Source organism: Sphingomonas sp. Ant20 (genome assembly GCF_000783375.1).
GTDB classification, from domain to species: domain Bacteria; phylum Pseudomonadota; class Alphaproteobacteria; order Sphingomonadales; family Sphingomonadaceae; genus Sphingomonas; species Sphingomonas aerolata.
The window spans coordinates 1-6,238 of record NZ_JRVI01000084.1; the positions used below are offsets into that span (position 1 = coordinate 1).

The 6,238-nt window shown below is 67.1% G+C and carries 5 protein-coding genes and 1 pseudogene; 2 read left to right on the top strand and 4 right to left on the bottom strand.

Features of this window, described 5'->3' with window-relative positions:
- The first annotated feature begins 784 nt into the window (after positions 1 to 784).
- Positions 785 to 1,204 carry a VOC family protein gene (locus tag NI18_RS11985; protein ID WP_031438939.1) on the top strand — a complete coding sequence of 140 codons (420 nt, stop codon included), beginning with the start codon at positions 785 to 787 and terminating at the stop codon, positions 1,202 to 1,204.
- Positions 1,205 to 1,214: 10 nt separating this feature from the next.
- Positions 1,215 to 1,517, top strand: coding sequence for a polyhydroxyalkanoic acid system family protein (locus NI18_RS11990; protein ID WP_031396320.1), 303 nt, complete (start codon positions 1,215 to 1,217; stop codon positions 1,515 to 1,517).
- A 145-nt stretch (positions 1,518 to 1,662) separates the two neighbouring features.
- Here NI18_RS11990 and NI18_RS11995 read toward each other — a convergent pair.
- The 4 genes and pseudogenes from NI18_RS11995 to NI18_RS12010 all read right to left on the bottom strand — a co-directional run bounded on the left by NI18_RS11995 (position 1,663) and on the right by NI18_RS12010 (position 5,746).
- Positions 1,663 to 2,987, bottom strand: a pseudogene (locus NI18_RS11995) (sorbosone dehydrogenase family protein).
- A gap of 213 nt (positions 2,988 to 3,200) precedes the next feature.
- Entirely contained in the window at positions 3,201 to 4,100 is a 900-nt protein-coding gene (locus NI18_RS12000) for a hemolysin family protein (RefSeq protein WP_031393856.1), read from the bottom strand.
- An 8-nt stretch (positions 4,101 to 4,108) separates the two neighbouring features.
- Positions 4,109 to 4,618, bottom strand: coding sequence for an rRNA maturation RNase YbeY (ybeY, locus tag NI18_RS12005; protein ID WP_031438936.1), 510 nt, complete (start codon positions 4,616 to 4,618; stop codon positions 4,109 to 4,111).
- A gap of 123 nt (positions 4,619 to 4,741) precedes the next feature.
- A complete protein-coding gene (locus tag NI18_RS12010) occupies positions 4,742 to 5,746 on the bottom strand; it encodes a PhoH family protein (protein ID WP_031438935.1) in 1,005 nt (334 codons plus the stop codon).
- Positions 5,747 to 6,238: the final 492 nt, after the last annotated feature.

Genomic DNA, 6,238 nt, shown 5'->3' on the forward strand with positions numbered 1-6,238 from the left:
CAATATCTGAGGCTGCATCTGGCGTGGCGGCGGGGGGGGATGGGGCGTCTGGGTTGGTGGGGTGGGACGCTTTCGTTGGCCTCGGTACCAACCCCTGGGTCTACCCCCACACACGACCACCCCGCGGAGGCCGGGGTCCAGGTGGGAAGGTCGCAGTGACGGCGCGCTGTCCTTCCGTTACCGTCGTCCCCCAATTGGGCCCCGGCCTTCGCCGGGGTGGTGCCATCTCCTTGCGGGCAGCTGGTACTATATCGACAATTAGCATCGTGCAGGCCGCATCCCTTGCACCTCCCCGGCGGAGGCCGGGGTCCAGGTGGGAAGGTCGCAGTGGTGTCGCGCTGTCCTTCGTTACCACCGTCCCCCAACTCGGGCCCCGGCCCTTCGCCCGGGGTGGTGCCATCTCCTTGCGGGCAGCTGGTACTATATCGACAAATAGCATCGTGCAGGCCGCATCCCTTGCACCTCCCCGGCGAAGGCCGGGGCCCAGATGGGGAGGTCGCAGTGGTGTCGCGCTGTCCTGCGTTACCATCGTCCCCCAACTGGGCCCCGGCCTTCGCCGGGGTGGTGGGGAGGAATGGGGGCGGTAGCGACCGGTGGCCGAACCTCGAGCTGTTTCCCCGCGAAGGCGGGGATCCAGACTGGGCTCCCGCCTTCGCGGGAGAACAGGGGCCGCCGCTTATGGGGAGCAGGGGCGCGATACTTCGACAAGAGCAGCGGACGCGCAGCGGGCATCGCATAGCGGGGGCGGGGTGACGGGGGGGATCATCCGCTCTATCCTGCCCGCATGACGCTGCGCCCCTTTCATCTCGCCTTTCCCGTCCATGACCTCGCCGCCGCGCGGGCCTTTTACGGGGGGACGCTCGGCTGTCCCGAGGGGCGGTCGAGCGATCACTGGATCGACTTCGACCTGTTCGGGCATCAGATCGTCGCGCATCTCGATCCGGCGGCGAAGGCGGTCGCGGTCGAGAATGCGGTCGACGGGCATCAGGTGCCGGTGCCGCATTTCGGCGTGGTGCTGACGATGGACGACTGGACCAGCCTGTCCGAGCGGGTCGCGGCGGCGGGGGTCCGCTTCGGGATCGCGCCGCATGTCCGCTTCAAGGGCGAAGTCGGCGAGCAGGCGACGATGTTCTTTTGCGACCCCAGCGGCAACGCGCTCGAGTTCAAGGCGTTCGCACAGGACGCGATGCTGTTCGCACACTGAGGATCAAAGAATGTCCAATCCCATTTCGGTCGATATCCCCCACAAGCTCGGCAAGGCGGGGGTGCGCTCGCGGCTCGACAGCGGCATCGACACGATCGGGTCGAAGATCCCCGGCGGATCGGTGACCGATCGCCGCTGGGAAGGCGATACGCTGCACTTCACCGTCAGCGCGATGGGGCAGGTGATCGGCAGCAAGGTCACGGTGTTCGAGGACAATGTCCATGCGATCGTCGACCTGCCCGGGCTGCTCGGGCTGTTCGCGGGCAAGGTGCAGGACATGATCCGCAAGGAAGGGCCGAAGCTGCTGCGGTGAGGGTTTGTGCGGCCTGATACGGCCATGCCCGTCATCCTGACGAAGGTCAGGATCCAGGGTCACGCGGGGTGTCGTGTGTTACTCTGGATCCTGACTTTCGTCAGGATGACGGGGGAGGGGGAGGCGTTCTCGCGCCTCCCCGCAGTTACTTCGTGCTGACGCGCCAGATCGTGTTGCCGACATCGTCGCGACCAGCAGCGCGCCGCTCTTGTCGGTGATGACGCCGACCGGGCGGCCCTGTGCTTCGCCATCCTTGTTGAGGAAGCCGCCGAGCACGTCGACGGGCTTCGCGTTCGCCGCCGGGAAGCCGGTGTCGCCGAACGGGATGTAGACGACCTTGTAGCCCGAGAGCGGCTTGCGGTTCCACGAGCCGTGCTCGCCGACGAATACGCCGTTGGTGAAGCGGTCGCCGAGCTTCGCGTCGCCCGCGAAGGTCAGGCCGAGGGCGGCGACATGCGGTCCGAGTGCATAGTCGGGACGCTTGGCATATTGCTGGAGCGCGGGGTTCTTCGGCTCGACCCGATCGTCGGGATAGCCGCCCCAATAATACCAGGGCCAGCCGAAGTGATCGCCGAACTCGACCTGGGTCAGATAGTCGGGCGCGAGGTCCGAGCCGAGCATGTCGCGTTCGTTGACGACGGTCCAGAGCTGGCCCGACTTGGGGTTGATCGCCATGCCGTTGGGGTTGCGCAGACCGGCGGCATAGATCCGCCAGTTCTTGTCCTTCGGCCAGACCTGCAGGATGTTGGCGCGGTATTTCTCCGCGTCCATACCGTTTTCGGCGATGTTCGACGCCGAGCCGACGCCGACATAGAGCGTCTTGCCGTCGGGGGCGGCGATCACGTTGCGCGCCCAGTGATTGCCACCGCCGTTGAGCGGAATGACACGCTCGGGCTTGGCAGTGATCCGGGTCGCGCCCTCGGTATAGGGCACGCGGACCAGCGCGTCGGTGTTGCCGATATAGAGCTGGCCATCCATCAGCGTCATGCCGAAGGGCGAGTTGAGCCCGGTCATGAAGGCCGAGCGCGTCTCCGCCACGCCGTCGCCGTCCGCGTCGCGCAGCAGCGTGATGCGGTTGGCCGATGGCACGCCCGCACCCGCGCGGCCCATCAGGAAGTTCATCACCGTCGTGACGATGCCGGGACCTTTACGCGGTGGCGAGTTGGTCTCGGCGACCAGCACGTCGCCATTGGGCAGGCGGTAGAGCCAGCGCGGATGATCGAGCCCGGCCGCGAACGGCTGGACCTTCATCCCCGCCGCCGCGGTCGGCATCGCGCCCTTGGGCCAGCCGACCGCCTTGGCGACGCCGATCGTCGGCAGCATCTGGATCCGCGGCGCGGTGATGTCGGGCCGCTTGCCGGTGACCTGGTTGACGTCGAGCCGGGCGGTATCGGGCCAGGCGAGCCAGGTGAACCCGGCGATCCCGACCAGGATGATCAGCCCGAGCACGATGAGGATGTGTTTGCGCATGCAGGAGAGTTAGGCGGGAGTGCGGGCGGGGGGCAATGGCGTGATTGCGGTTGGCGGTGGAGCGCAATGCTTCGTCATTCCCGCGGAGGCGGGAATCCAGAGGGGCAGGGTCTGCGTGCTGTCGGAAGGTCAGCCGGTATGGGTTCCCGCCTTCGCGGGAATGACGTGCGGGGGGGGGCGGGGCGTGTCGGCCGACGCACCGCCCCCTTCGTGTCAGTCGTCGTCCTCTACCAGCACGACCGGGGGGTGGAGGCGGAGGCGGTTGACGCGGCGTTCGTCGGCTTCGGTGACTTCGAGCTTCCAGCCGCTCGGATGATCGACGCACTCGCCGATCTGCGGGACATGGCCTGCGAGCAAGGCGGCGAGGCCACCCAGCGTGTCGATATCGCCATCGACCTCGGCGAGCCGCGGGTCGATCAGTTCGGCGGCATCCTCTAGCTCGGCGCGCGCGTCGACGTCCCAGGCGCCGCCGTCGATCGGGGTCATCAGCACCTGCGGCGCGTCGTCATGCTCGTCCTCGATATCGCCGACGATCTCCTCGATCAGGTCCTCGAAGGTGACGAGCCCCTCGGTGCCCGAATATTCGTCGAGCACGATCGTCAGATGGACGTGCTTCTGCCGCATGTCGGCGAGCAGATCGAGCGCGCCGCGCGACATCGGCGCGTAGAGCGGCTCGCGGATCAGCCCGGCGAGCGTCGTCGGATGCTCGGCGCCGGTCGCGAGGATCGTGAAGACGTCCTTGATATGGACCATACCGATGATCGTATCGAGATTGTCGCGATAGACCGGCAGGCGGCTGTGGCCGGCCTCGGCGAACAGCTTGACGAGGTCGGCGAACGACGTCTCCTCCTCGACCGCGATGATGTCGGCGCGCGGCACGCCGACATCGCCTGCGTCCCGCTCGCTGAAATGCAGCAGGTTGCGGACCATCTGGCGTTCGAGCGGGGTGAGATCGCCCTTGGCATCGGGGGCGGGATCGCCCTCGTGCCGGTCGATCGCATCCTCGAGCTGATCGCGCAGCGATTCGTCGGGGGCACCGAAGATCAGGCCTTTCAGCCCGCGCCAGATACTGTCGGTACTATCGCCGTTTCCGGCATTGGGGCCATCGGCCATCGTGGTCGTCAGTCCTCTGTGATGAGATAGGGATCGTGGAGCCCGAGCGCGGCGAGCGCGTCGCGTTCGATCTGCTCCATACCCTCCGCCTCGTCGTCGTCCATATGATCATAGCCTAGCAGATGCAGCGTGCCGTGCACCATCAGATGCATCGCATGATCCTCGACCGAGATGCCGCGCTCCGCGGCTTCCGCGACGCAGACGCCGTGCGCGAGGATGATGTCGCCGAGCAGCACCTCGCCATCGTCCGAATTCTGCGCGATCGTCTCGAGCAGATCGGCCTGTACCATCGGGAAGGACAGGACGTTGGTCGGCTTGTCCTTCTGGCGATACTGTTTGTTGAGCGTGTGGACCTCGTCGTCGGACGCGAGCCGGAACGAGATCTCGACCGTGGCGGCGCCGGTCAGCAGCTGGCCGTGCGGCGTGCGTTCGATCGCCGCGGTCGCGGCGCGCTTAGCGAGGCCGTCCCAGTCCTGGTCGGGCCAGGGAGCCTCCGAAGAGAGCGCGATTTCGAGCATGCGGGTCCTTCCGGCGGAAACGTCAGGACGAAATCATTACACAGGTGGCAAAGTTCCGCACCCCTTGTGGTATGCGGACGGCCCGGCGGCTATCCCGGCATGTCCGGAATAGCCGCGCAGGGATCAGGCGTCGCTGCCTTCATAGGCTTCGACGACGCGGCCGACGATCGGGTGGCGGACGACGTCGCCGACGGTGAAGCGGCACATCGAGATGCTATCGACCCCCTCCAGACGGCGGACCGCATCGGCCAGACCCGAGGCGGCGACGCCGCCGGGGATGTCGACCTGCTTGGGATCGCCGCAGATCACCATCCGGCTGTTCTGGCCGAAGCGGGTGAGGAACATCTTCATCTGCGCCGGCGTGGTATTCTGCGCCTCGTCGAGGATCACGAACGCGTCGGCCAGCGTGCGGCCGCGCATGAAGGCGATTGGTGCGACCTCGATCTCGCCGCTCGCGATGCGGCGTTCGACCTGCTCGGCGGGGAGGCAGTCGTAGAGCGCATCGTACAAGGGACGGAGATAGGGATCGACCTTCTCCTTCATGTCGCCGGGGAGGAAGCCCAGCCGCTCGCCCGCCTCGACCGCGGGGCGCGACAGGATCAGCCGCTGGACGCTGCCGGTGATGAGCTGCTGGACCGCCTGTGCGACCGCGACATAGGTCTTGCCGGTGCCTGCCGGCCCGAGCGCGAAGATCATGTCGTTGCTGGTCAGCTCGCGCATGTAGTGCGCCTGTGCCGGCGTGCGCGGGACGATCGTCTTCTTGCGCGTGCGGATCATGATCGGGGGGGCAGCGCCGCCGCCGGCATCGGCGCGGATGATGCCTTCAAGCACGGGTTCGTCGGCCATCGCGATCGACGCGTCGACGAGGCCGGTGTCGACATCCTCGCCGCGCTGGATCCGGGCATAGAGATCGTGGAGCACGTCGCGCGCCTTGGCGACCTGTTCCGCGGTGCCCTCCAGACCAATCTTGTTGCCGCGCGCGGTGATGTACACACCGAGGCGGTTTTCGAGCGCTACCAGATTCTGGTCGTACTGGCCGAAGAGCCGGACGAGGAGTTGGGGCTTGTCGAACAGCAGCTCGACTCGGGCGCGGTCACCGGACTGGGCGGGAACGGGTTTACGGCTCATGCGGTCCTTTCGGGGGCAGACGTGTCGGATCGGTGATCGGGTATGGTCGGGCCGGCACGCATCACGCCTGGGATGGCGTTCGACCAGAGATGAGCATGGGAGCCCGCGCGTTCAAGCGGCGCCGGGGCGCCTGGCTGGCGATGATTCGAGTCGCGTGGGCGAAGCTGCATCGAGGGGGAGTGTGGCAGGGGATTCGGGCGGGGGACAGCGGTAGTTTTGGTGTTGCGTGCGAAGGCTGGGGGGCGTTGCCTGAAAACCTCAGCGGGTGGGGCGATGTGGCGGATGCCATTGACCGCTATACCACCCCGGCGGAGGCCGGGGCCCAGTTGGAAAGGTCGATGTAACGGAGGATCGTCCGTCGTTATGCCCGTCCCCCAACTGGGCCCCGGCCCTCGCCCGGGGTGGTGGTAAAAGGTGGGGCGGGTTTCAGGCGGCCTGCGCGATGCGTTCCACCGCCGGTCAGCGAAATTGGGGCCGGGCCGCCCACGAGCG

Excerpts from the sequence above, each read along its gene's own strand:
- NI18_RS11985 (WP_031438939.1), top strand. The coding sequence starts at position 785 with ATGACGCTGCGCCCCTTTCATCTCGCCTTTCCCGTCCATGACCTCGCC.
- NI18_RS11990 (WP_031396320.1), top strand. The coding sequence starts at position 1,215 with ATGTCCAATCCCATTTCGGTCGATATCCCCCACAAGCTCGGCAAGGCG.
- NI18_RS12000 (WP_031393856.1), bottom strand. The coding sequence starts at position 4,100 with ATGGCCGATGGCCCCAATGCCGGAAACGGCGATAGTACCGACAGTATC.
- ybeY (WP_031438936.1), bottom strand. The coding sequence starts at position 4,618 with ATGCTCGAAATCGCGCTCTCTTCGGAGGCTCCCTGGCCCGACCAGGAC.
- NI18_RS12010 (WP_031438935.1), bottom strand. The coding sequence starts at position 5,746 with ATGAGCCGTAAACCCGTTCCCGCCCAGTCCGGTGACCGCGCCCGAGTC.